Raw genomic sequence first — 23,145 nt, 5'->3', positions numbered from 1 at the left:
CCCTGCCCACCTGGAGCACCCTGCATGAAGTGGTTCCACGATCTGCCCATCGCCCGCAAGCTGGCCGTGGGGTTCACCCTCACCACCTTGATGACCCTCGTCCTCGGCGCATTCGCACTGCTGCGGCTCAACGAGGCCAACAAGCAACTGGGCGAGATGGCCAGCAACGATATTCCCTCGGTGCAGCATCTCGGCGAGGCGCGCTCGCAACTCGGCGAGTTCCGCACCTACGAGCTGGCTCTGTTGAGCATGCTCGACCAGCCTGACAAGGTGGCCGACTACTACAAGCGCATGGACGACACCGCCAAGGCCGTACATGACGAACTGGCCGCCTACTCGGCACTGCCAGCCCTGGCCAAGGAGCGCGAGCTGTACGCTGCGGCCAACGTACAGCTGGACCGCTACTTCGCTGCCAACAAGGCCATGCGCGAAGCCGTCGCGGCAGGCGACGGCACCTTGGCACGGCAGATCTCCGACGAACAGTCGCGCCCGGCCCGCCGTGACCTGTTCGCTGCGATGAAGACCCTCGGCACCCATATCGCCGGCCTGATGGATGCCAAGATCGCCGATGCAAATGCCACCCACCGCGCCAGCATGATCGCCATCATCGGCTGCATCGTGCTGCTGTCGCTGGTGGCAGCCGCGCTGGCAACGGTCATCTCGCGCGCCGTCACCGGCCCGCTCGGCAAGGCCGTGCACGCGATCCAGGCCGTTGCCCGTGGCGATCTCAGCGTCAGCACCCAGGCCACCAGCAAGGACGAAGCCGGCAAGATGCTGGCCGCCACCACCGAAATGACCGCGATGCTGCGCCGCTTCTCCGAGCAGACCCAGCTGATGGCGCAGATGCACGCCGGTCCGGACATCAGCCATCGCATTCCGGAAGACTTCCCGGGCGTCTACGGGCAGCTGGCCAGCGGCATCAACACGGTCATCTTCGAACATCTCGACGCGATCCGCGATGCCATCGACGTGCTCAACCAGTACGCCACCGGCAACCTCACCCCGGACGCACGCCGCCTGCCCGGCAGCCGCGCGATCCTGCACGAGTCGATGGATGCGGCCAAGGCCAGCCTGCTGGCCATCAACACGCAGATCCAGCAGCTGGCCTCGGCCGCCGCAGCCGGCGACTTCAGCCAGCGCGGTGATGCGCAGCGTTTCGATCACGATTTCCGCGTGATGATCGAGCAGCTCAACAGCATGATGCAGGTCGCCGACGGCAACCTCGGCCAGCTCTCGCAGCTGCTGCAGTCGATCGCCGCCGGCGACCTGACCGCGCGCATGGACGGCCAGTTCAACGGCGTGTTCGCACGCATGCGTGACGACGCCAACACCACCGTCGCGCAGCTGACGCAGATCGTCGGCCAGATCCAGGCCAGCGCGTCCAGCATCACCCTCGCCGCTGGCGAGATCGCGTCGGGCAACAGCGATCTGTCGCGCCGCACCGAGCAGCAGGCCGCCAATCTGGAAGAAACCGCCGCGTCGATGGAGGAGCTGACCTCCACCGTGCGCCAGAACGCCGAGCACGCCCGCCAGGCCAATCAGCTCGCCATCGGCGCACATGGCGTCGCCTCGCAGGGCGGTGAAGTGGTCGGCCAGGTGGTCACCACCATGTCGGCCATCGAAGCCTCGTCGAAGAAGATCGCCGAGATCATCTCGGTCATCGACGGCATCGCCTTCCAGACCAACATCCTGGCGCTGAACGCCGCAGTGGAAGCCGCACGTGCCGGCGAACAGGGCCGTGGCTTCGCCGTGGTCGCCAGCGAAGTGCGTACCCTCGCCCAGCGCTCGGCTGCGGCCGCCAAGGAGATCAAGGGCCTGATCGATGATTCGGTCGGCAAGGTCGCCGAAGGCTCCAGCCTGGTGCACCAGGCCGGCAGCACCATGGGCGAGATCGTCGCCTCGGTGCAGCGCGTGACCGACATCATGGCCGAGATCTCTGCGGCTTCGCAGGAACAATCGGCCGGCATCGAGCAGGTCAACCAGACCGTGGTGCAGATGGACGAGACCACCCAGCAGAACGCCGCGCTGGTGGAAGAAGCCACCGCTGCCGCACGTGCAATGGAAGACCAGGCCGTGCAGCTGGGTGAAGCCGTGGCCCGCTTCCGGCTGGCATCACAGGGCACGACGGCCATCCCGGCACGCCCGCTGGCGGCACCGGTGCCGCGCCAGGTCGCAGCCGCCGCACCGGCCGCAAAGCCGGTCCCGGCGCGTACGCTGCGCACGGCGACGGCCCAGCCGGCGCTGGCCGCAGACGGCGACTGGCAGGAGTTCTGATGTACCCGGGGTCGGATCCCTTTCCTTCGGGAAAGGGATCCGACCCCTGACGCATGGAAAGTGATGCAATTCTCACTTCATAATCGGGCACAGTGGCCGATATCCCCATCGAGCCTCGCGCCAACGCGTGCTGGCGCCCGCCCCTGACCGTAGATTCCATGTCCGACGGCAACGACACTGCAGTGCATGATGTCCACGCGGCTGATGCCGCTGACGAACGTTTCCTGGTCCGTAATCCGCGCCAGCTGCGGCAGCTGCTGCGATCGTTGATCGACCAGCGATCACTGATCAATGCGCATATCGACGGCCGCGACCGCTCGTTCCCGACCGCGCTGCTTGAGCTCGACGAGGACGACGACACCCTGCTGCTCGATGGCAGCCCGCAGGAGGCGTCCAACCGCGCCGCCGAACAGGCCGACCATCTGCTGTGCTTTGCCCAGCTCGAACGCGTGCTGGTGCGGTTCCGCCTGCAGGCACTGCAACGTGTGGACAACGACGGCCACGTCGCCTTCCGTGCCCCTCTGCCGGACGAACTGGTCCATCTGCAGCGACGTGAGATGTACCGGCTGGAGACGCCAGTCACCGATTCACCCCAGCTGCTGATCCCCGCCGGCGAGAGCCGTGCCGAAGCGCTGTCGATGCGGGTGGTGGACATCAGTGGCGGCGGCCTGGCGGTGGCCGTGCCTACCGACTGCGCGGTGTTCAGCCTGCAGAAGCGCTACCCGGCGATGCTGTCGCTGCCCGACGGCCCCGACCTGGAGATCGAGCTGGTCGTCTGCAACCTGCTGCCGCAGCGCCAACCCAATGGCATCGAGATCAAGCGCGTGGGCATGCGCTTCGACATCCTGCCGCGTGGCGCCGACAGTGCCATCCAGCGCTACATCTTCCGCATCGACCGCCAGCGCAAGGCGCGCCGCAACGGCGAGCTGTAAGGCCTCCCGACCGGTAGTGCCGGCCGCTGGCCGGCAATGGCCGCATCCACATTGTTGCCAGGTTGCCGGCCAGCGCCCGGCACTAGCGCTTCCCGTGTAGATCCACGCCATGCGTGGATGCCCCCATCTTCCCCGGTAGATCCACGCCATGCGTGGATGCCTTCCCCCGGCACCTAAAGTCCCCCGACGAGGGGCCGATATCGAGCCTGACACCGGGACTTCCGGCAGAACCAGGACCCCTCGATGAACGACAAGACCAGCTCCGCCGCCAGCGCCGGTGGCGAATTCCTCAGCTTCACCCTCGGTGCCGAGCACTACGGCGTGGACATCCTCAAGGTCCAGGAAATCCGCGGCTATGACGCGGTGACCCGGGTCCCGGATGCACCGGACTACATCAAGGGCGTGATCAACCTGCGCGGCACCATCGTCCCGGTGATCGACCTGCGCCTGAAGCTGCGCCTGGACGATGCCCGCTACGACGCCTTCACCGTGATGATCGTGCTGAACGTCGACGACCGCGTGGTCGGCATCGTCGTCGACAGCGTCTCGGACGTGATCCCGCTGTCGGCCGAGCAGATCCGCCCGACCCCTGAATTCGGCGCCGCCGTCGATACCCGCTTCATCTCCGGCATCGGCACGCAGGACGACCGCATGCTGATCCTGCTCGACATCGAGACTCTGCTGGACAGCGCCGACATGGGCCAGGCCAGCGTCGTTGAAGACGCCGCTGCCTGATCGAACGGACCTGCTTCACGTTCTGGTCACAAACCCCTTCAGTTCCCTCCGGCAGTGCCGATAGGGGGACAGAAGCCGGTCGCGCAGGAGCGCGCAGAACCGGAACGACCATCACCATCCCCGGAGATACACCTCGATGAAGTCCCTGCTTGCGTTCGTTTCGGCCGCTGTCCTGGCCACCACTGCTTCCGCCGCGTTCGCCCAGTCGGCCGACATGATCCCGCCGGAACTGGCACCGCGCTCGGTCGGCAAGGACGGCATGGTCTGCGGCAAGGTCGAGAAGGCCCGCTATGCAGAAGGTTCCGAAGGCCAGCCGACCTTCCTGTACATGGGCGGCGCCTTCCCGCGCCACACCTTCTCGGCCCGCATCGCTGGCGAGAACCGCGGCAAGTTCTCCTTCCCGCTGGAAACCCTGGAAGGCAAGACCGTCTGCGTGATCGGCAAGATCCAGCGCGACGCCTCGCGCGCCGAAATCGAAGTCAGCTCGCCGGCCGGCCTGAAGCTGGCAAACATCAAGTAATCCGCTGTCCGTCGAACCACGCCGGACCTGGTGCCGGCGTGGTTTCTGCTGCAACCGGGCCCGATGCCCGGGCGCGTCTGCCTTAGGAGCTCGCAACGCCCATGCCGTGGATCAACAACCTGAAACTGATGCCGAAGCTGCTGCTGACCTTCGGTGTCCTCCTGCTGGTGATGCTGCTGCAGGGTATCGTCGCCTATCGCGGCCTGCACTCGCTGAACAACGTCACCACCGAGCTGGCGGGTTCTCGCATGGAGAGCATCCGCATGGCCGGCGAGATGCGCGGCATGCTGGGTGAATACCGCAACGCCGCCTACCAGCAGCTGATCCGCGCCAGTGACGACGTCAAGGCTGATGCACGCAAGCAGACCGTCGAGCTGCGTACCAGCATGGACAAGTCGATCAAGGACTATCCGAAGCTGGTCGACAACGCACAGCAGAAGAAGCTGTTCGACACCTTCGCCAAGGAATGGAAGGACGCCCTGGCCTCCTATGACAGCGTCACCGAGATGCTGGAACTGGACCTGCCGGACGACGCCATCGATACCTTCGTCGGCGAGACCCGCACCAAGCACCGCAAGGCCGCTTCGGCGCTGGAAGCGCTGATCGCCGAAGACAACCGCCTCGCCCGCGCCTCGCGCGAAGAGGCCGAATCCACCTACTCCGCCTCGGCCGTGCTGACCGTGATCGCCCTGCTGGGCGGCGCCGCACTCGGCCTGGTGCTGGTCTGGCTGTTTGCCCGTGCCTTGGTCGGCAGCGTGCGCGGCGCCGTCTCGGTTGCCAACGATGTGGCCGGCGGCAAGCTCGATGGCCACATCGACGTCAGCCGCCAGGACGAAGTGGGCGAACTGATGCAGGCGATGCAGCGCATGCAGCGCGACCTGCGCGAGCGCACCGAAACCGACCAGGCCATCGCCCGCGAGAACCTGCGCATCCGCACCGCGCTGGACTACAGCTCCACCGGCGTGTACCTGACCGACACCAGCAATACCATCGTCTACACCAATCGCGCCCTGCAGCAGACCCTGAGCCAGTACCAGGACGACGTGCGCCGCGACCTGCCGGACTTCGACGCGCAGGCCTCGCTGATCGGCAAGCCGGTCACCGTGCTGGAGCATCGCGGCGAGATGGACCAGACCCTGCTGGGCAACCTGAAGGCACACGGCGTCGCCCGTCGCCCGATGCAGTACGGCGATGCCCAGTTCGCCCAGGTGGTTTCCACCATCCGCAATGAAGGCGGCGACACCGTCGGCTACGTGGTGGAATGGCGCGACCGCACCCAGGAAGCGCAGGTGGAAGCCGAAGTGGCCCGCGTGATCGCCCAGGCTGCTGCCGGCGACCTGTCCGGCCGCATCGATTCCAGCGACAAGGAAGGCTTCTTCCTGCAGCTGGCCCAGCAGATCAACGGCCTGCTCGACGCCAACGCCGGCAGCATCGAACAGATCTCCGGCCTGCTCGCCGCGCTGTCGCAGGGTGACCTGACCGTTCGCATGCATGGCGACTACCAGGGCGTGTTCGCCCGTATGCGCGACGACGCCAACGCGACCGCCGCGCAGCTGAGCGAGATCGTCACCCGCATCAAGCAGTCCAGCCGCGCGATCAGCTCGGCCGCCGGCGAGATCGCCTCGGGCAACAGTGACCTGTCGCGCCGCACCGAGCAGCAGGCCGCCAACCTGGAAGAAACCGCCGCCTCGATGGAGGAGCTGACCTCCACCGTGCGCCAGAACGCCGAGCATGCCCGCCAGGCCAACCAGCTCGCCATCGGCGCGCATGGCGTCGCCTCGCAGGGCGGTGAAGTCGTCGGCCAGGTGGTCACCACCATGTCGGCCATCGAAGCCTCGTCGAAGAAGATCGCCGAGATCATCAGCGTCATCGACGGGATCGCCTTCCAGACCAACATCCTGGCGCTGAACGCCGCGGTGGAAGCCGCACGCGCCGGCGAACAGGGCCGTGGCTTTGCCGTGGTCGCCAGCGAAGTGCGTACCCTCGCCCAGCGCTCGGCCGCCGCGGCCAAGGAGATCAAGGGCCTGATCGACGATTCGGTCGGCAAGGTCAACGACGGCTCGGCACTGGTGCACAAGGCCGGCGCCACCATGGGCGAGATCGTCGCCTCGGTGCAGCGCGTGACTGACATCATGGCCGAGATCTCTGCGGCTTCGCAGGAACAGAGTGCTGGCATCGAGCAGGTCAACCAGACCGTGGTGCAGATGGACGAAACCACCCAGCAGAACGCCGCGCTGGTGGAAGAAGCCACCGCCGCCGCACGCGCAATGGAAGAACAGGCCGGTCACCTCAGCGAGGCCGTGTCGATCTTCGTGGTGGATGAAGCCGAGACCGTGGTTGCCCCGCGCATCGCCGCTGCCCCGGTCCCGCGTGCTGCCGCACCGGCCGCACCGGCCCCGGTCGCCCCGCCGGCCCGCCGCACCGCCGGTGGTCGCCCCATGGCCACCGAACTGGCCGATGGAGACTGGCAGGAATTCTGATGCCTGCCTGACCTGATGTACGAGAACGCCCTGGCCCTGCGCTGGGGCGTTTTTGTTTACGGGGTATCTGGATATCCAGCCAACGGCGAAGCCCCTCGGGGTGGTCGCGGTAGGCGCGTGGCTACTGAGGGTTGGCCGGGAGGGTGGGCTGCGCAGGGGCCGCTGCAAGTACGTCCATGTAAGCTCGGTCGCCGCATCCATGCGGCTCACGCCCCTGCGCAGCCCACCCTCCCGGCCACGGACAGTTTCCGTGCGCGTCCACCCCGGATTGAAGAAAGAAGAGCAAGAGCAACAGCACCGCTTCCGGGTTCAGATTCGCTTTCCGCAGGAAAACGGATCTGCCCCCTCTTCCCACTTGGAAAGCCAACGCTCTTGCCGTCCGTCACAGGAATGCCGAGAGGGCTGGGTCGGGGTGGGCTGGCGGGACCGTTGGCGCCATGGATGGCGCCATCGAGCCCCCAAGGACGGGTTTACGGCGTGTCCCGCCAGCCCACCCCGATCCAGCCACCCACTGAAAATTCAGAGCCGACCAACCGCCGTTGCTGTTGCTGTTGCTGTTGCTGTTGCTTCAAAAGCCTGCCGCAGGCAGCGCCGCAGCCGCCGCTGCAAGGAAACCTGAATACGTTCGGACACCGCACCTCAATCCCCCGCCCGCGCGGCCGATAACGGGGTTGTCACCGCTTGTCCCGCTGTGACCGGCACGGCGCCGCCCGCCCGCTTCGACCTGGTCCTGCTCGATGAATCTCATGCATCGCTGGCAACACTACTTCAGCAACCTCTCCGTCCGGCGCAAGCTCAACCTGCTGACGCTGCTCATCGCGCTTGGCGTGATCGCGCTCTCGGTGATCGCCGCCCGCATGCAGTACCTCGACCTGACCGAGACCCGCAAGACCGCGCTGAAGACCCAGGTCGAACTCAGCTACGGCATCCTCCAGCACTACCATCGCCTGGCCGGTACCGGCGAGCTCAGCGAGGACGCTGCCAAGGCCGCCGCCCTGCAGGCGCTGGAAGTGATGCGCGCCGATAACGATGCCTACTACTTCAACATCTACGACACCGGCTACCGCCTGCTGATGCACCCGTTCCGCAAGGACCTGGTCGGCAAGGACATGAAGGACTTCCGCACCGACGACGGCGTGCGCATCTACTACGACCAGGTGGAAGCAGCCAAGGCCGGTGGCGGCTTCGTCAACTACCGCTGGGCCAAGCCCGGCAGCAAGGGCGAGGTCGAGAAGGTGGCTTACGCCGGCCTGTTCGCGCCCTGGAACTGGGTGGTCAGCAGTGGCGTCTACATGGACGACGTGCAGAAGCAGGCACTGGTGTTCACCGCCATCATGGCCGTCTCCGGTGGCGTGCTGGTACTGATCGTGCTGGCCCTGAGCTGGCTCATCGGCAACCGCATCGCCGTACCGCTGAAGCAGGCAACGGCCGTCGCCGAGGGTATCGCCCGCGGCAAGCTGGACAGCCACATCGGCCCGCAGCCGCATGACGAGACCGGCCGCCTGCTGGACGCCATGTCGGGCATGCAGCAGCAGCTGCACGCGGTGATCAGCGGCCAGCGCGAGATGGCGCGTCGCCACGACGGCGGCGAACTGAGCTACCGCATCGATGCCAGCGCCTTCCCCGGCGAGTACGGGCTGATGGTGCAGGAAACCAATGCCCTGGTCGGCGGCCACGTGCAGACCCTGCACGATGTGCTGGACGTGGTGCAGCAGTACGCGGTGGGCGATCTGAGCCGCGACGTCGCGCGCTACCCCGGCGAGAAGGCCGCGATGACCACCACCGTCGACACGGTCAAGGCCAACCTCGGCCGCATCAACGCCGAGATCAAGCAGCTGGCCAGTGCCGCCGCCGCAGGCGACTTCAGCCGCCGTGGCGACGCGCAGCGCTTCGATCACGATTTCCGCCTGATGCTGGAAAACCTCAACGCGATGATGGCGGTCAGCGATGACAACCTCGGCAAGCTCTCGCAGCTGCTGTCGGCCATCGCCGAAGGCGACCTGACCGCGCGCATGCACGGCGACTACCAGGGCGTGTTCGCACGCATGCGGGACGACGCCAACACCACCGTCACCCAGCTGACCCAGATCGTCGGCCAGATCCAGGCCAGCGCCGGCAGCATCACCCTGGCCGCCGGTGAGATCGCCTCGGGCAACAGTGACCTGTCGCGCCGTACCGAGCAGCAGGCCGCCAATCTGGAAGAAACCGCCGCGTCAATGGAGGAACTGACCTCCACCGTGCGCCAGAACGCCGAGCACGCCCGCCAGGCCAATCAGCTGGCGATCGGCGCACAGGGTGTTGCTTCCCAAGGCGGCAGCGTGGTCGGCCAGGTGGTCAACACCATGTCGGCCATCGAAGCTTCGTCGAAGAAGATCGCCGAGATCATCTCGGTCATCGACGGCATCGCCTTCCAGACCAACATCCTGGCGCTGAACGCCGCAGTGGAAGCCGCACGTGCCGGCGAACAGGGCCGCGGCTTCGCCGTGGTCGCCAGCGAAGTGCGTACCCTCGCCCAGCGCTCGGCCGCCGCGGCCAAGGAGATCAAGGGCCTGATCGATGATTCGGTCGGCAAGGTCGCCGAAGGCTCCAGCCTTGTGCACCAGGCCGGTAGCACCATGGGCGAGATCGTCGCCTCGGTGCAGCGCGTGACCGACATCATGGCCGAGATCTCCGCGGCTTCGCAGGAGCAGTCGGCTGGCATCGAGCAGGTCAACCAGACCGTGGTGCAGATGGACGAAACCACCCAGCAGAATGCTGCGCTGGTGGAAGAAGCCACCGCCGCCGCACGTGCGATGGAAGAACAGGCTGGCCAGCTGGCCGACGCCGTGGCGATCTTCCGCCTGGACAACCAGGTCTCGGCCGCGATGAAGGCAGTGGCCGCGCGTGTCGAGCCGGCGCATGTTGCCGCCGCCGTGGCGCGTCCGCGGCCGGCTCCGACGCCAGCACCGGTCCGCCGCAGCAGCAACGCCAGCACCTTCGTCGCCAGCGACAGCGACTGGCAGGAATTCTGAGACCCACCCGCGGCGGCTTCGGCCGCCGCCTCTGCCGATGGACACGTCCCCCGTGCAAAGTCCTACTCCCATCGTCACCGGCCCGCGCGAATTCGAGTTCGCCGACCGTGATTTCCGCCGCGTCTGCGACCTGATCTACCAGCGCGTGGGCATCGCCCTCGCCCCGGCAAAACGCGACATGGTCTATGGCCGCCTGTCGCGCCGCCTGCGCACGCTGGGCATGCGCAGCTTCCAGCAGTATCTGGACCATCTGGAGCAGGAAGACGGTGACGAGTGGCAGGCGTTCACCAACGCACTGACCACCAACCTGACCTCGTTCTTCCGTGAGCCGCACCACTTCGACAAGCTGCGCGAGGAGCTGCAGCAGCGCTCCAGCCGCACGCCGCTGCTGCTGTGGTCGTGCGCCGCCTCCACCGGCGAAGAGCCCTACTCGATGGCGATCACCGCCTGCGAAGCCTTCGGCACCCTGAAGCCACCGGTACGCATCATCGCCACCGACGTCGATACCCAGGTGCTGGCCACGGCCGGCCGTGGCGTCTACAACATCGACCGCGTCACCAGCCTCGACCCGGACCTGCGCCGCCGCTACTTCCAGCGCGGCAGCGGCCCCAACGAGGGCCAGTGCCGCGTGCTGCCGGCACTGCGCGAGCTGATCGAGTTCCGTCCGCTGAACCTGCTCGCGCCGCGCTACGACGTCGGTGGCCCGTTCGATGCGCTGTTCTGCCGCAACGTGATGATCTACTTCGACAAGCCGACCCAGCGCGCGATCCTGGGCCGGCTGGTGCAGCACCTGTCCGACGATGGCCTGCTCTACACCGGCCACTCGGAGAACTACCTGCACGCCGCCGACCTGATCCAGCCCTGCGGACGCACCCTGTACCGCCGTGCGGCAAAGGCCGGCGCATGAACGCATCGCTGCGTACCGATGATGTGATGCGTTACCAGGACGCGCGCTTCAAGACCATTGCGGCCAAGCTGCTGCCGACCCAGTACCTGGTGGTCGACGACACCACCGCGCTGACCACTACACTCGGCTCCTGCGTGGCCGCCTGCCTGCGCGACCCGGTGCTGAAGATCGGCGGCATGAACCACTTCCTGCTGCCCGAAGGCAACGCCGGCGATGGCGCACCCGCGCGCTACGGCAGCTACGCGATGGAACTGCTGATCAACGACATGCTCAAGCGCGGCGCGCACCGCAAGCGCATCGAGGCCAAGGTGTTCGGCGGCGCCAACGTGCTCAAGGGGTTCACCAGCAATCCGGTCGGCACCCGCAACGCCGAGTTCGTGCGCCAGTACCTGCAGGCCGAGCACATTCCGATCATCGCCGAAGACCTGTGCGGCATCCATCCGCGCAAGATCTGGTTCTTCGCCGATACCGGCCGCGTGGTGGTGCAGCGTCTGCCGCATGCCCATGAAGCCGAAGTGGCTGCGACCGAATCGGCCGTGCGTGCACGCCTGTCCAAGGCCCCGGTCACCGGTGGCGTGGAGCTGTTCGAATGACCCTGACCGGCAACGCCCCCTGCCGGGTCCTGATCGTCGACGACTCCGCCGTCGTGCGCCAGATGCTCACCGAGATCCTGTCCAGCGATCCGTCCATCGACGTGGTCGGCACCGCCGCCGACCCGCTGCTGGCGCGCGAGAAGATCAAGCGCCTGGCCCCGGACGTGATCACCCTGGACGTGGAAATGCCGCGCATGGACGGCTTGGCGTTCCTGGAAAACCTGATGCGCCTGCACCCGCTGCCGGTGGTGATGATCTCCTCGCTGACCGAACGCGGCGCCGACACCACCCTGCAGGCACTGGCATTGGGTGCTGTGGATTTCGTCTCCAAGCCGAAACTGGACGTGGCGCGCGGCCTGCAGGGCTACGCCGACGAGATCATCGCCAAGGTCAAGATGGCGGCGCGCTCACGGGTGCGCCCGCTGGTGCGTGCGGCCGCTCCGAAACTCCTGCTGGAAGCAGCTCCTGCAATGCGGCCAGCTGCACCGCAGTTCCGCACCACCGACCGGCTGATCGCGATCGGCTCATCGGCCGGTGGCACCGAAGCGCTGCGTGTGGTGCTGGAAGGCATGCCCGCCGACGGCCCGGCCGTGGTGATGACCCAGCACCTGCCGGCCAGCTTCAGCAGCGCCTTCGCCGAACGCCTGGACCGGCACTCGGCGATGGCCGTGCGCGAGGCCAGCGACGGCGAAGCCGTGCTGCCGGGCCACGCCTACCTGCCACCGGGTGGCAAGCACCTTCGCATCATCCGCGACGGTGCGCGCTGGCGCTGCCGGGTCGACGACGGCCCGGCCGTGAACCGGCACAAGCCGGCAGTCGATGTGCTGTTCCGCTCGGTCGCGCAGAACGCTGGCGGCAACGCCATCGGTGCCATTCTCACCGGCATGGGCGATGACGGTGCACGCGGCCTGCTGGAAATGCGTCAGGCCGGCGCACCGACGCTGGTGCAGGACGAGGCCACCAGTGTGGTCTGGGGCATGCCCGGTGCCGCGTTCAAGCTCGGCGCCGCCGAGGAACAGGTGCCGCTGGAACGGATTGCGGAACGGTTGCTGGCGCTGGCGCGCGGCTGATTGCGCGCCCCGGCTCAAGGACTCCGCTTGCAGTAGATCCACGCCATGCGTGGATGCCGTTGTAGAGTCGAGCCACGCTCGACTCATCGCGCATGGCGCGAACAGCAGCCAAGCATGGACTCGGTGCTACAGGCCATCAGGCAACAAAAAAAACCCTGGCTTTCACCGGGGCTTCTTCGTTTCAACGGGTTGCCGGCCAGCGGCCGGCACTACCATGCGTCGTCGGCCCACAAAAAAACCCCCGGCGCGAGCCGGGGGCTTTTCGTTACCGCATCAGGCGGCGACCGTCTTGGCCACGTCCTGGTATTCCTCGATCTGGTCGAAGTTCATGTAGCGGTAGATCTCCGCACCATTGGCGTTGATCACGCCGATGTCCGCCATGTACTCCTCCTTGGTCGGGATGCGGCCCAGACGCGAGCAGATCGCCGCCAGTTCCGCCGAACCCAGGTACACGTTGGTGTTGCGGCCCAGGCGGTTCGGGAAGTTGCGGGTCGAGGTCGACATCGCGGTGGAACCTTCGCGGATCTGCGCCTGGTTGCCCATGCACAGCGAGCAGCCCGGCATTTCCATGCGTGCACCGGTGGCGCCGAAGGTGCCGTACACGCCTTCCTTGGTCAGCTCCGAGGCATCCATCTTGGTCGGCGGGGCCACCCACAGGCGGGTCGGCAGGTCACGCTTGCCTTCCAGCAGCTTGGCAGCCGCACGGAAGTGACCGATGTTGGTCATGCACGAACCGATGAACACTTCGTCGATCTTGGCGCCGGCCACTTCGGACAGGGTCTTCACGTCGTCCGGGTCGTTCGGGCAGGCCACGATCGGCTCATGGATGTCGGCCAGGTCGATCTCAATGACAGCGGCGTACTCGGCGTCGGCATCCGGCTCCAGCAGCTCCGGGTTGGCCAGCCACGCTTCCATCTTCTCGATACGGCGCTGCAGCGAACGCGGGTCCTGGTAACCCTCGGCGATCATCCACTTCAGCAGGGTGATGTTGCTGTTGAGGTACTCGATGATCGGCTCCTTGGTCAGGCGCACCGAGCAACCGGCCGCCGAACGCTCGGCCGAGGCGTCGGACAGTTCGAACGCCTGTTCGACCTTCAGCTCCGGCAGGCCTTCGATTTCCAGGATGCGACCGGAGAAGATGTTCTTCTTGCCAGCCTTGGCCACGGTCAGCAGGCCCGACTTGATCGCGTACAGCGGAATCGCGTTGACCAGGTCACGCAGGGTCACGCCCGGCTGCATCTTGCCCTTGAAGCGCACCAGCACCGACTCCGGCATGTCCAGCGGCATCACGCCGGTGGCAGCGGCGAAGGCAACCAGGCCCGAACCGGCCGGGAACGAAATGCCCACCGGGAAACGGGTGTGCGAGTCACCACCGGTGCCGACGGTGTCCGGCAGCAGCATGCGGTTGAGCCAGCTGTGGATCACGCCGTCGCCCGGACGCAGCGAGACGCCGCCACGGGTGGAGATGAACTCCGGCAGGGTGTGGTGGGTCTTCACGTCCACCGGCTTCGGGTAAGCGGCGGTGTGGCAGAACGACTGCATCACCAGGTCGGCCGAGAAGCCCAGGCAGGCCAGGTCCTTCAGCTCGTCACGGGTCATCGGGCCAGTGGTGTCCTGCGAGCCGACCGAGGTCATCTTCGGTTCGCAATAGGTGCCCGGGCGCATGCCCTGGCCTTCCGGCAGGCCACAGGCGCGGCCAACCATCTTCTGCGCCAGCGAGAAGCCCTTGCCGGTATCGACCGGCTGCACCGGCAGGCGGAACAGGTCGGTCGGGGCCAGGCCCAGCGCTTCGCGTGCCTTGCCGGTCAGGCCACGGCCGATGATCAGCGGAATGCGGCCACCGGCGCGCACTTCGTCGAACAGCACTTCGGACTTGACCTGGAACTCGGCGATCACTTCACCGTTCTTCAGCGCCTTGCCTTCGTACGGACGCAGCTCGACCACATCGCCGTGCTCCATCTTCGACACGTCCAGCTCGATCGGCAGTGCACCGGCATCTTCCATGGTGTTGTAGAAGATCGGGGCGATCTTCGAACCCAGGCAGACGCCACCGGCGCGCTTGTTCGGGATGAACGGAATGTCATCACCGGTCCACCACAGCACGCTGTTGGTGGCCGACTTGCGCGAGGAACCGGTGCCGACCACGTCGCCAACGTAGGCGACCAGGTGACCCTTGTCCTTCAGGTCGAGGATCTGCTGGATCGGGCCGCGCTTGCCGTCTTCTTCCGGGGTGAACGGCGCGTCGTCGCGCTTGTTCTTCAGCATCGCCAGGGCGTGCATCGGGATGTCCGGGCGGGTGGTCGCGTCCGGCGCCGGCGACAGGTCGTCGGTGTTGGTTTCGCCCGGCACCTTGAACACGGTGACGGTCAGGCTCTGCGGCACTTCCGGGTTGCTGGTGAACCACTCGGCGTCGGCCCAGCTCTGCAGCACGGACTGGGCGTTGGCATTGCCGGCCTTGGCCTTTTCCTGCACGTCATGGAAGGCATCGAACACCAGCAGGGTCTTCTTCAGACCGTTGGCGGCGATGGTGCCGACGCTGGCATCGTCCAGCAGCTGCACCAGCGGGGCGACGTTGTAACCGCCGAGCATGGTGCCCAGCAGTTCGGTGGCGCGCTCACGGCTGATCAGCGGGTTCTGCTCGCTGCCCAGGGCGATCGCCGCCAGGTACGAGGCCTTGACCTTGGCCGCGTCATCGACGCCGGCCGGCACGCGGTGGGTCAGCAGGTCGAGCAGGAACTCGGCCTCGCCCTGCGGCGGGTTCTTCAGCAGTTCGATGACATCGGCCGTCTGCTGCGCGCTCAGCGGCAGCGGCGGGATGCCAAGCGCAGCGCGCTCGGCGACGTGGTGGCGGTAGGCTTCCAACATGACAACTCCCGGGTAATGCGTAGGTTGAGAAAACAAAATGGGCTCAGGCTTGCGGCACGATCAGCTTCAGGCCCTTGAAGTAGTCGCGGTAAAACGTGTCGTTCCAGGTGATCAGGCCATCGCACTGCAGCAGTGCGTGGGCGCCGACCATGAATTCGTCCAGGCTGCGGCGGCTGCCGCTGCGCTGGCGGTGGCGGCGGTGCATCTCGCCGGCGCGCAGCGCCGACTTGGCTTCCATCGGGTTGAAGTGCACGCCCATTTCTTCCAGCGCTTCGAGCACCTCGGCACCGCCACGCAGCGATGCGCAGACCTCGGCCAGGGTCGCGCCGCAGACCACCACGCGGCCACCGACCAGGCTCTGCCTGAGGATGGCTTCCACGGCATCGGCCTGCGGGCCATTGCTGAGCAGCTCGACCAGCACCGGAGAGTCGACGGCGATCATCACGGCTTATTCCTCGTCACGCACCGCACGTACCGCTGCGTCGGACGATTCGAAACCGTCCAGCGCGAACTTGCCGCGCGCCCGTGAAATGGCATCGTCAACACTCTTGCGCAGGATGATGCGGCTGCCGTCCAGCTCGACCTTCAGCAGCGTGCCCTTGGTCAGGCCGAGGGCATCACGCACCGCCTTGGGCAGGGTGATCTGTCCGCGTTCTGCAACAGTGGCTTCCATCGGTAGGCCCTCCAGAGTATGCACAAATTATACATACTTCCCCGGGCATACTTCCACCCTGAACAGGACCGGCAACCCGCCAGCCCTTGCCTCGCAAAGGATCGGCCACAAACGTGACATACGCCATACACCTTCCCCTGTAGTCTGGAACCGATGCCGCAGGCCGGAACCCGGCCCGGATGAATCCATTCAGTCTGGGGTTCATACTGGGACCACCGGGGCCGTCAGGCCCGCGGCGACCGCAAGCAGGTCCGCCCATGCGCGGGCCACTGCAAGCCATCCGCAAGAAGGAGTTACCCCGCATGAGCGATTCGTTCTCCACCCGCAGCCAGCTGAACGTCGGCGGCAAGACCTACGACTACTTCAGCCTGCCCACGCTGGGCCAGCGCTTCGATATCTCCCACCTGCCCTACTCGATGAAGATCCTGCTGGAGAACCTGCTCCGGCACGAGGACGGCGGCATCACCGTCGGCAAGGACCACATCGAAGCCGTGGCCCGCTGGAACCCGGCGGCCGAGCCGGACACCGAAATCGCCTTCATGCCGGCGCGCGTGGTCCTGCAGGACTTCACCGGCGTGCCCTGCGTGGTCGACCTCGCCGCGATGCGCGACGCGGTGGTCAAGCTCGGCGGCTCGCCTGAGCAGATCAACCCGCAGATTCCCTCCGAACTGGTCATCGACCACTCGGTGCAGGTCGACGTGTTCGGCAAGCCGGACGCGCTGGACCTCAACGGCAAGATCGAGTTCCAGCGCAACCAGGAACGCTACGGCTTCCTGCGCTGGGGCCAGAAGGCCTTCGACAACTTCAAGGTAGTGCCGCCGAACACCGGCATCGTCCACCAGGTGAACCTGGAGAACCTGGCCCGCGTGGTGATGACGGCGGACAAGGACGGCAAGGCGGTCGCCTACCCCGATACCGTGTTCGGTACCGACAGCCACACCACGATGATCAACGGCATCGGCGTGCTGGGCTGGGGCGTGGGCGGCATCGAAGCGGAGGCGGCCATGCTCGGCCAGCCGTCGTCGATGCTGATCCCGCAGGTGGTCGGCTTCAAGCTGACCGGCAAGCTGCCCGAGGGCGCCACCGCCACCGACCTGGTGCTGACCGTCACCCAGATGCTGCGCAAGCTGGGCGTGGTCGGCAAGTTCGTCGAGTTCTACGGTGACGGCCTGCAGCACCTGCCGCTGGCCGACCGCGCCACCATTGGCAACATGGCGCCGGAATACGGCGCCACCTGCGGCATCTTCCCGATCGACGCCGAGTCGCTGAACTACCTGCGCCTGTCCGGCCGCAGCGAAGAGCAGATCGATCTGGTTGAAGCCTATGCCAAGGCGCAGGGCCTGTGGCACGAACCGGGCAGCCCGCACGCGCAGTACAGCACCACGCTGGAACTGGACATGGGCACGGTGAAGCCGTCGCTGGCCGGCCCGAAGCGTCCGCAGGACCGTGTGCTGCTGGAAGACGTGCAGAAGAACTACCGCGAAGCCCTGGTTGGCCTGACCACCAACCGTGACAAGCGCAGCGACGATGTCTCCTCGTTCGTCAACGAAGGCGGCGGTGCCGCGGTCGGCAACGAGCAGCTGGCCAAGGGCTACGCCGACATCGAAACCGAAGGCCGCAAGGTCCGCCTGAAGGACGGCGCGGTGGTCATCGCGGCCATCACCTCGTGCACCAACACCTCCAACCCGGCGGTGATGATCGGCGCGGGCCTGTTGGCCCGCAACGCGGCCGCCAAGGGCCTGAACCGCCAGCCGTGGGTGAAGACCTCGCTCGGCCCAGGTTCGCGCGTGGTCACCGATTACCTGGAAAAGGCCGGCGTACTGAAGGAGCTGGAGAAGATCGGCTTCTACGTGGTCGGCTACGGCTGCACCACCTGCATCGGCAACTCCGGCCCGCTGCCGACCGAAGTCAGCGCCGGCATCGCCACCGGCGATCTGGTGGTCACCTCGGTGCTGTCCGGCAACCGCAACTTCGAGGGCCGCGTGCACCCCGAAGTGAAGATGAACTACCTGGCCAGCCCGCCGCTGGTGGTGGCCTATGCCATCGCCGGCACCACCGACATCGACCTGACCACCCAGCCGCTGGGTACCGGCAGCGATGGCCAGCCGGTGTTCCTGCGCGACATCTGGCCGAGCAACAAGGAAATCGGCGACGTCATCGCCGCCACCATCGGCCCGGAGATGTTCAAGCAGAACTACGCCGATGTGTTCAAGGGCGATACCCGCTGGAACACCATCGCTTCGCCGGACGGCAACCTGTACGAGTGGAGCGATGCCTCCACCTACATCAAGAACCCGCCGTACTTCGATGGCATGACCATGCAGACCGGCAGCATCGACGATGTGCACGGTGCACGCGTGATGGGCCTGTTCGGTGATTCGATCACCACCGACCACATCTCCCCGGCCGGCAACATCAAGAAGGACTCGCCTGCAGGCCGCTTCCTGCAGGAGCGCGGCGTGCAGCCGGCCGACTTCAACAGCTACGGCAGCCGCCGCGGCAACGATGACGTGATGGTCCGCGGCACCTTCGCCAACATCCGCATCAAGAACCTGATGTTCGGTGGCGAGGAAGGCGGCAACACCCTGTACTACCCGGCCGGCGGCGGCCAGCCGGAAAAGCTGGCGATCTACGATGCAGCCATGAAGTACAAGGCTGACAAGGTGCCGCTGGTGGTGTTGGCCGGCAAGGAATACGGCACCGGCTCGTCGCGTGACTGGGCGGCCAAGGGCACCCTGCTGCTGGGGGTGAAGGCGGTCGTGGCAGAGAGCTTCGAGCGCATCCACCGCTCCAACCTGGTCGGCATGGGCGTGCTGCCGCTACAGTTCCGCAACGGCGAGAACGCACAGAGCCTGGGCCTGGACGGTTCGGAAGTGATCGACATCACCGGCCTGCAGGACGGTGCCAGCAAGCGCGCCACGGTTACCGCGACCAAGGCCGACGGCACCAAGAAGACCTTCGAAGTCTCGGTGATGCTGCTGACCCCGAAGGAAGTCGAGTACTTCCGCCATGGCGGCCTGCTGCAGTACGTGCTGCGCCAGCTGGCCAGCAAGTAACGCGTCACCTGTAGAGCCGAGCCTGCGCTCGGCTACATTGCCACAGCATCAGCCGAGCATGGCTCGGCTCTACAACAAGAAGAAGGGCCGGATCCTCGCGGATCCGGCCCTTCCTGTTTCTCCGCAGCCAGGCATGGCCTGGCTCTACTGCGTCACCGACGGCATCGGGATAGATGCCAGGTGCCCGATCACCGGCGCGGTGCGTCCGGGTCGGTGCGCAGTGCCTTCAGCAGGCCCCACATGTAGAACGCCAGGGTGAACGAGAACGGCAGGCCGCACAGCACCACCGCGGTCTGCATCGCACTGAAGTTGCCGGCCAGCAGCAGGCCGACGCTGGCCACGGTGATGCCGGCTGCCCAGAACACGCGCAGCCAGATCGGCGCGTCATGGCCGTCCTCCACGCCATCGTCGACGCGACGCGTGCACAGGTTGGCGATCATCAGCGTGCCCGAATCGACCGGAGTCAGGAACAGCACGAAGCCGATCACCACCGCGGCACCGGCCACGTACGGCGCGGCGGGCAGGTACTCCAGCAGCTTGAACAGCGTCATCGCCGCATCATGCTGGGCCACGTCACCCAGGATCGCCTGGCCGTGGTTGAGCACCAGGTCGATAGCCGTGTTGCCGAAGATCGACAGCCACGCCAGGGTGAAGCCGAGCGGGATCAGCAGGACGCCCATGATCACTTCACGGATGGTGCGGCCACGCGAGATGCGCGCCACGAAAAGACCGACGAACGGCGCCCAGGCGATCCACCACGCCCAGTAGAACAGCGTCCACGAGCCCATCCACTCACGGCCCTTCGGGTCGTTGAGGTACATGTCGAAGCTCTTGCGCACGAATGCGCCGAGATAATCGCCGGTGTTCTGGATCAGACCATCGAACAGGTGCAGGGTCGGGCCGGTGACCAGCACGAACAGCAGCAGGCCGCACAGCAGGCGCACGTTGAGGTTGGAGAGCCAGGCAATGCCCTTCTCCACACCCGCCACCACGCCGATGGTGGCCACCACCATCATCACCAGCACGATTGCCACCAGCACCTGCGGCGTATCCGGAATGTGGAACAGGTAGACCAGGCCGGACTGCACCACCAGCGCGCCGATGCCGAGGTTGGTCACCATCGAGATCAGCGTGGCAAGGATGCCGAAGCCATCGACCATGTCGCCGATGCGGCCATGGATGCGCTCACCGAAGATCGGGTACAGCGCCGAGCGCAGCGCCAGCGGCAGGTCGCGGCGGTAGGCGAAGTAGCCCAGCGCCACGCCCACCAGCGCATACAGCGCCCAGCCGTGCAGGCCCCAGTGCAGGAAGGTCAGCACCATCGCCTCGCGGCCGGCGGCCACGGTCCCGCCGGGCTGCCCGGGCGGATTGAGGAAGTGGTCCAGCGGCTCGTAGGCGCCGTAGTACAGCAGCGCGATGCCGATGCCGGCCGAGAACAGCATCGACACCCAGGCCACGTAACCGAAGGCCGGTGATTCCTCGTTGTGGCCCAGGCGGATGCGGCCATACGGTGAGAACGCCAGCCACAGCACGAAGCCCAGGCACAGCACGATCAGCAGCATGTACCACCAGCCGAACGCCGCCGAGACTTCGGCCTGCGCCCACTGCAGCCAGTGCTCGCTGCTTTCGGGATAAAGAACGGTGAGCAGCCCGAGGATGCCGATCGACACCGAAGAGCTGAAGAAGACAAAACGGTTCAAGCGCAGGGGCGAACGCTTGGGATGAGCCAGGGAAGACATGGGGTCGTCTCATCAAGTCCGAGGGGGCACATGGGCGGGGCCGGACCGGTAAACCGGGCCCATGGCGTGGGGCGCGAGCGCATCCTAGGGTTTATTGATTGAACGTTCAATCAATAAAAAGCATAATGGCGGGCAGCCCGATCCTTCGGGTCGCAATCCGTGGAGAGACAATGCCGAAGAAAGGCGTGGAACCGGTACGGCGCGAACAGCTGATCCGGGCCACTTTCCAGACCATCGACGAGATCGGCATGGCCGATGCGACCGTCGCCACCATCGCGAAGAAAGCAGGGCTGTCCAGCGGCATCGTCGCCCACTACTTCGGCGACAAGGACGGCCTGCTCAATGCTGCAATGCGGCAGATCCTGCGTGAACTGAAGGACGCGGTCGCCCGCTACCGTGCCGACGCTGGTGACGACCCGCGCGAGCAGCTGCGCGCCATCGTCGATGGCAACTTCGACGACAGCCAGATCAACGGCACCGCGATGCGCGTCTGGCTGACCTTCTGGGCCGCCAGCATGCACCAGCCGGAACTGGCCCGGCTGCAGCGCGCCAACGACCAGCGCCTGTTCTCCAACCTGTGCCACCAGTTCAACCGCCTGCTGCCCCACCCGCAGGCCCGCCTGGCCGCCCGTGGCCTGGCCGCGATGATCGACGGCCTGTGGCTGCGCGGCAGCCTGGTCGGCGGCCAGTTCAACGCCGAGAAGTCCCGGCGCATCGCTTACGGCTACATCGACTTCCAGTTGCAGGCAGTCGCGCTATAAGCGCTTCAGCACCCGCCCCCTTCCAAGGAGTACGCCCCATGACCACCCTGCCCGTCCAACAGCTCTACATCCACGGCCAGCGCGTCGATGCCACCAGCGGCAAGACCTTCAAGACCGTGAACCCGGCCACCGGCGAGGTGATCGCTGAAGTGCAGGTCGCCAGCCAGGCCGACGTCGAACGCGCCGTGCAGAGCGCGGCCGAAGGCCAGAAGGTGTGGGCGGCGATGACCGCCATGGAACGCTCGCGCATCCTGCGCCGCGCCGTCGAGATCCTGCGCGAGCGCAACGACGAACTGGCCCACCTGGAAACCCTGGACACCGGCAAGGCGCTGGCCGAGACCACCACCGTGGACATCGTCACCGGTGCCGACGTGGTCGAGTACTACGCTGGCCTGGCCACGGCCATCGAAGGCATCCAGCTGCCGCTGCGCGAATCGAGCTTCTTCTACACCCGCCGCGAGCCGCTGGGCGTGGTCGCCGGCATCGGCGCGTGGAACTACCCGATCCAGATCGCCATGTGGAAGTCGGCCCCGGCCCTGGCCGCCGGCAACGCGATGGTGTTCAAGCCGTCGGAAGTGACCCCGCTGACCGCGATCCGCCTGGCCGAGATCTACACCGAAGCCGGTGTGCCGGCCGGCGTGTTCAACGTCGTGCAGGGCCCGGGCCGCGAGATCGGCCAGTGGCTGACCGAGCACCCGGTGATCGAGAAGATCTCCTTCACCGGCGGCGTCGCCACCGGCAAGAAGGTCATGGCCAGCGCCGCATCCTCGTCGCTGAAGGAAGTGACCATGGAGCTGGGCGGCAAGTCGCCGCTGGTGATCTGCGATGACGCCGACCTCGACCGCGCCGCCGACATCGCGGTGATGGCCAACTTCTTCAGCTCCGGCCAGGTCTGCACCAACGGCACCCGCGTGTTCGTGCCGCGCCGCATGCTGGCCGCGTTCGAAGCCGCCGTGGTCGAGCGCGTCAAGCGCATCCGCATCGGCGACCCGATGGCCGCCGAGACCAACTTCGGCCCGCTGACCAGCTTCCCGCACATGGAAAACGTGCTGCGCTACATCGAAAGCGGCAAGGCCGAAGGCGCCCGCCTGCTGACCGGTGGCGGCCGTGCCACCGAAGGCGCGCTGGCCAATGGCGCCTACGTGCTGCCGACCGTGTTCTCCGACTGCCGCGATGACATGACCATCGTCAAGGAAGAGATCTTCGGGCCGGTGATGAGCATCCTCGCCTACGACGACGAAGACGAAGTGGTGCGTCGTGCCAACGACACCACCTTCGGCCTCGCCGCTGGCGTGGTCAGCAAGGACGTCAGCCGCGCCCATCGCATCATCCACCGCCTGGAAGCCGGCATCTGCTGGATCAACACCTGGGGCGAATCGCCGGCCGAAATGCCGGTCGGCGGCTACAAGGAATCCGGCGTCGGCCGTGAGAACGGCCTCTCCACCCTCGGCCACTACACCCGCATCAAGTCGGTGCAGGTGGAGCTGGGCGACTACGCCAGCGTGTTCTGACCGGCGCGCCTCCGGGCG

General features: G+C 66.5%; 16 protein-coding genes. 12 read left to right on the top strand and 4 right to left on the bottom strand.

The annotated features are described in order from the left end of the window. Window positions 1-24: 24 nt before the first annotated feature. The 9 genes from ACZK13_RS09625 (at window position 25) to ACZK13_RS09585 (ending at window position 12,522) form a co-directional block, all read left to right on the top strand. Entirely contained in the window at window positions 25-2,274 is a 2,250-nt protein-coding gene (locus tag ACZK13_RS09625; RefSeq protein ID WP_125895426.1) for a methyl-accepting chemotaxis protein, read from the top strand. A 158-nt stretch (window positions 2,275-2,432) separates the two neighbouring features. Next, complete coding sequence (locus tag ACZK13_RS09620; RefSeq protein ID WP_032129226.1) at window positions 2,433-3,206, top strand: flagellar brake protein; 774 nt, start codon at window positions 2,433-2,435, stop codon at window positions 3,204-3,206. Between the two features lie 243 nt (window positions 3,207-3,449). Next, entirely contained in the window at window positions 3,450-3,941 is a 492-nt protein-coding gene (locus ACZK13_RS09615) for a chemotaxis protein CheW (RefSeq protein ID WP_049401162.1), read from the top strand. A gap of 136 nt (window positions 3,942-4,077) precedes the next feature. Continuing rightward, window positions 4,078-4,461, top strand: a complete 384-nt coding sequence (locus ACZK13_RS09610) for a hypothetical protein (RefSeq protein ID WP_010482470.1) — start codon at window positions 4,078-4,080, stop codon at window positions 4,459-4,461. Window positions 4,462-4,562: 101 nt separating this feature from the next. After that, on the top strand, window positions 4,563-6,941 hold the full coding sequence (locus ACZK13_RS09605; RefSeq protein WP_478450786.1) for a methyl-accepting chemotaxis protein: 2,379 nt from the start codon (window positions 4,563-4,565) through the stop codon (window positions 6,939-6,941). 737 nt (window positions 6,942-7,678) lie between these two features. Continuing rightward, a complete protein-coding gene (locus tag ACZK13_RS09600; protein WP_180837605.1) occupies window positions 7,679-9,952 on the top strand; it encodes a methyl-accepting chemotaxis protein in 2,274 nt (757 codons plus the stop codon). 37 nt (window positions 9,953-9,989) lie between these two features. Further along, window positions 9,990-10,859, top strand: coding sequence for a CheR family methyltransferase (locus tag ACZK13_RS09595; RefSeq protein WP_050509861.1), 870 nt, complete (start codon window positions 9,990-9,992; stop codon window positions 10,857-10,859). Continuing rightward, window positions 10,856-11,452, top strand: coding sequence for a chemoreceptor glutamine deamidase CheD (gene cheD / locus ACZK13_RS09590; protein ID WP_008264676.1), 597 nt, complete (start codon window positions 10,856-10,858; stop codon window positions 11,450-11,452). The genes ACZK13_RS09595 and cheD overlap by 4 nt, the downstream gene beginning before the upstream one ends. Further along, window positions 11,449-12,522 (top strand): protein-glutamate methylesterase/protein-glutamine glutaminase, encoded by a 1,074-nt coding sequence (locus ACZK13_RS09585; RefSeq protein ID WP_153854877.1) that lies wholly within the window; start codon window positions 11,449-11,451, stop codon window positions 12,520-12,522. The genes cheD and ACZK13_RS09585 overlap by 4 nt, the downstream gene beginning before the upstream one ends. A 273-nt stretch (window positions 12,523-12,795) precedes the next feature. On the opposite strand, the gene acnB is transcribed toward ACZK13_RS09585, so the two are convergent. The 3 genes from acnB to ACZK13_RS09570 are packed head-to-tail and all read right to left on the bottom strand — an operon-like array spanning window position 12,796 to window position 16,060. Beyond that, the gene (gene acnB, locus ACZK13_RS09580) at window positions 12,796-15,387 is read right to left on the bottom strand and encodes a bifunctional aconitate hydratase 2/2-methylisocitrate dehydratase (RefSeq protein WP_478482488.1); all 2,592 of its coding nucleotides are present in this window, start codon (window positions 15,385-15,387) and stop codon (window positions 12,796-12,798) included. Window positions 15,388-15,430: 43 nt separating this feature from the next. Continuing rightward, window positions 15,431-15,829: a type II toxin-antitoxin system VapC family toxin gene (locus ACZK13_RS09575; protein WP_008267153.1), complete on the bottom strand. Its 399-nt coding sequence runs from the start codon at window positions 15,827-15,829 to the stop codon at window positions 15,431-15,433. 6 nt (window positions 15,830-15,835) lie between these two features. Beyond that, window positions 15,836-16,060 carry an AbrB/MazE/SpoVT family DNA-binding domain-containing protein gene (locus ACZK13_RS09570; RefSeq protein ID WP_005409505.1) on the bottom strand — a complete coding sequence of 75 codons (225 nt, stop codon included), beginning with the start codon at window positions 16,058-16,060 and terminating at the stop codon, window positions 15,836-15,838. Between the two features lie 302 nt (window positions 16,061-16,362). On the opposite strand from ACZK13_RS09570, the gene acnA reads away from it, so the two are divergent. Next, window positions 16,363-19,116, top strand: coding sequence for an aconitate hydratase AcnA (gene acnA, locus ACZK13_RS09565; RefSeq protein WP_125895862.1), 2,754 nt, complete (start codon window positions 16,363-16,365; stop codon window positions 19,114-19,116). Between the two features lie 188 nt (window positions 19,117-19,304). Here acnA and ACZK13_RS09560 read toward each other — a convergent pair whose 3' ends face one another. Beyond that, entirely contained in the window at window positions 19,305-20,855 is a 1,551-nt protein-coding gene (locus tag ACZK13_RS09560) for a BCCT family transporter (protein ID WP_032129837.1), read from the bottom strand. Window positions 20,856-21,025: 170 nt separating this feature from the next. On the opposite strand from ACZK13_RS09560, the gene betI reads away from it, so the two are divergent. After that, on the top strand, window positions 21,026-21,616 hold the full coding sequence (betI, locus tag ACZK13_RS09555) for a transcriptional regulator BetI (RefSeq protein ID WP_005416394.1): 591 nt from the start codon (window positions 21,026-21,028) through the stop codon (window positions 21,614-21,616). A 38-nt stretch (window positions 21,617-21,654) separates the two neighbouring features. Beyond that, a complete protein-coding gene (gene betB, locus ACZK13_RS09550; RefSeq protein WP_478482487.1) occupies window positions 21,655-23,127 on the top strand; it encodes a betaine-aldehyde dehydrogenase in 1,473 nt (490 codons plus the stop codon). Window positions 23,128-23,145: the final 18 nt, after the last annotated feature.

The organism is Stenotrophomonas sp. 99219_Sma, assembly GCF_056480785.1.
This window is presented reverse-complemented; position numbering and strand designations above follow the sequence as displayed.